The organism is Dietzia sp. Cai40 (assembly GCF_014145165.1).
Lineage (GTDB): Bacteria > Actinomycetota > Actinomycetes > Mycobacteriales > Mycobacteriaceae > Dietzia > Dietzia natronolimnaea.
The window spans coordinates 1-1,819 of the sequence record NZ_JAALEB010000462.1 but is presented as its reverse complement, the minus strand read 5'-3'; the positions used below and the strand labels follow the sequence as shown (position 1 = coordinate 1,819).

Sequence of the window (1,819 nt, the reverse complement as noted above, 5' to 3'; positions counted from 1 at the left end):
GTCCTTGAGGGGGGTGTCGAGGCCGGTGAGGTCGATGTCCGAGGCTCGGGCGGTGAAGCCCGCGACGGTCTCGTCCGCCTCGACCCGGCCCTCGATGCGGTCCACGACCCACTTGAGGACCCGGCTGTTCTCGCCGAACCCGGGCCAGAGGAAGCGACCGTCCGCGCCCTTGCGGAACCAGTTGACCAGGAAGACCTTGGGCATCTTGTCGCCACCGCGGGCGCCCATGTCCACCCAGTGCTGGAAGTAGTCACCGACGTTGTAGCCGATGAAGGGCAGCATGGCCATCGGGTCGCGGCGGACCGCGCCGACCTGGCCCTCCGCGGCCGCGGTCTGGCCGGAGGAGAGGGTGGCACCGATGTAGACGCCGTGGTTCCACGAGTGGGCCTCGCTCACCAGCGGCACGGTGTCCGCGCGGCGACCGCCGAACAGGATGGCCGAGATCGGCACGCCCTCGGGGGAGTTGAACTCCGCGGCCGTGACCGGGCACTGGTCGATCGGCACGCAGTAGCGGGAGTTGGGGTGGGCGGCGTTGCCGGCCCCGCCGTCGCCCACGGGCGTCCAGTCGTTGCCCAGCCAGTCGATCAGGTGGTCCGGGGTCCCCTCCAGGTCCTCCCACCACACGTCGCCGTCGTCCGTGAGGGCGACGTTGGTGTAGATGGAGTTGCCCGCCTCCAGCGTCTTCATGGCGTTGGGGTTGGACGAGTAGTTGGTGCCGGGCGCGACGCCGAAGAAGCCGTACTCCGGGTTGACGGCGTAGAGCCGGCCGTCCTCGCCGAAGCGCATCCAGGCGATGTCGTCTCCCACGACCTCCGCGCGCCAGCCCTCGATGGTCGGCTGCAGCATCGCGAGGTTGGTCTTGCCGCACGCGGACGGGAAGGCCGCGGCGATGAAGTAGACCTTGTCCTCCGGGGAGATGAGCTTGAGGATGAGCATGTGCTCGGCCATCCAGCCCTCGTCGCGGGCCATGGCGGAGGCGATCCGCAGCGCGAAGCACTTCTTGCCCAGCAGCGCGTTGCCGCCGTACCCGGATCCGAAGGACCAGATCTCCCGGCTCTCCGGGAAGTGGGTGATGTACTTCTCCTCGTTACACGGCCACGAGACGTCCTCCTGGCCGGGCTCGAGCGGGGCGCCCACGGTGTGCAGGCCCTTGACGTACGCGCCGTCGGAGCCGATCTTCTCCAGCGCGGCGGTGCCCATGCGGGTCATGATCTTCATGGACACCACGACGTAGGCGGAGTCGGAGAGCTCGATGCCGAGCTTGGGGTCCTCGGCCTCCAGGGGGCCCATGCAGTAGGGCACGACGTACATCGTGCGACCACGCATGCTGCCGCGGAACAGCTCGGTCATGTGGCCGCGCATCTCGGCCGGGTCCCGCCAGTTGTTGGTGGGGCCGGCGCCCTCCGCGGTCTCCGAGCAGATGAACGTCCGCGACTCGACCCGCGCGACGTCCTTGGGGTCGGACTGGGCGAGGAACGAGTTGGGCTTCTTGGACTCGTCGAGTTTCACGAAGGTGCCGTGCTCCACCAGTTCCGTCGTGAGGCGGTCCCACTCCTCGTCGGAGCCGTCGGCGAAGACGACCCGGTCCGGCTGGGTCAGTTCGGCGACCTCGGCGATCCACGCGAGCATCTCCGCGTGATCGGTTGGCGCCTGACCCTCGAGGCCGGGAATGGTGGTGGTGGTCATCACAGCTCCTCGTACACGGTGCATGGTATCGATCACACACTATCGTCAACCCGATGGTCCCGCCGCCTTCCGGGCCCCGATCGTGGCCCCGACGTGAGCAATGCCTCAACTTTTCAGATGTGGCCGTGGTCGA

Annotated in this window: 1 protein-coding gene; it reads right to left on the bottom strand. The window is 68.3% G+C overall.

Annotated features, from left to right (window positions below):
- The coding region (locus tag G6022_RS15660) for a phosphoenolpyruvate carboxykinase (GTP) (RefSeq protein WP_182691962.1) at window positions 1-1,686 on the bottom strand (1,686 nt) is incomplete at its 3' end.
- Window positions 1,687-1,819 lie beyond the last annotated feature (133 nt).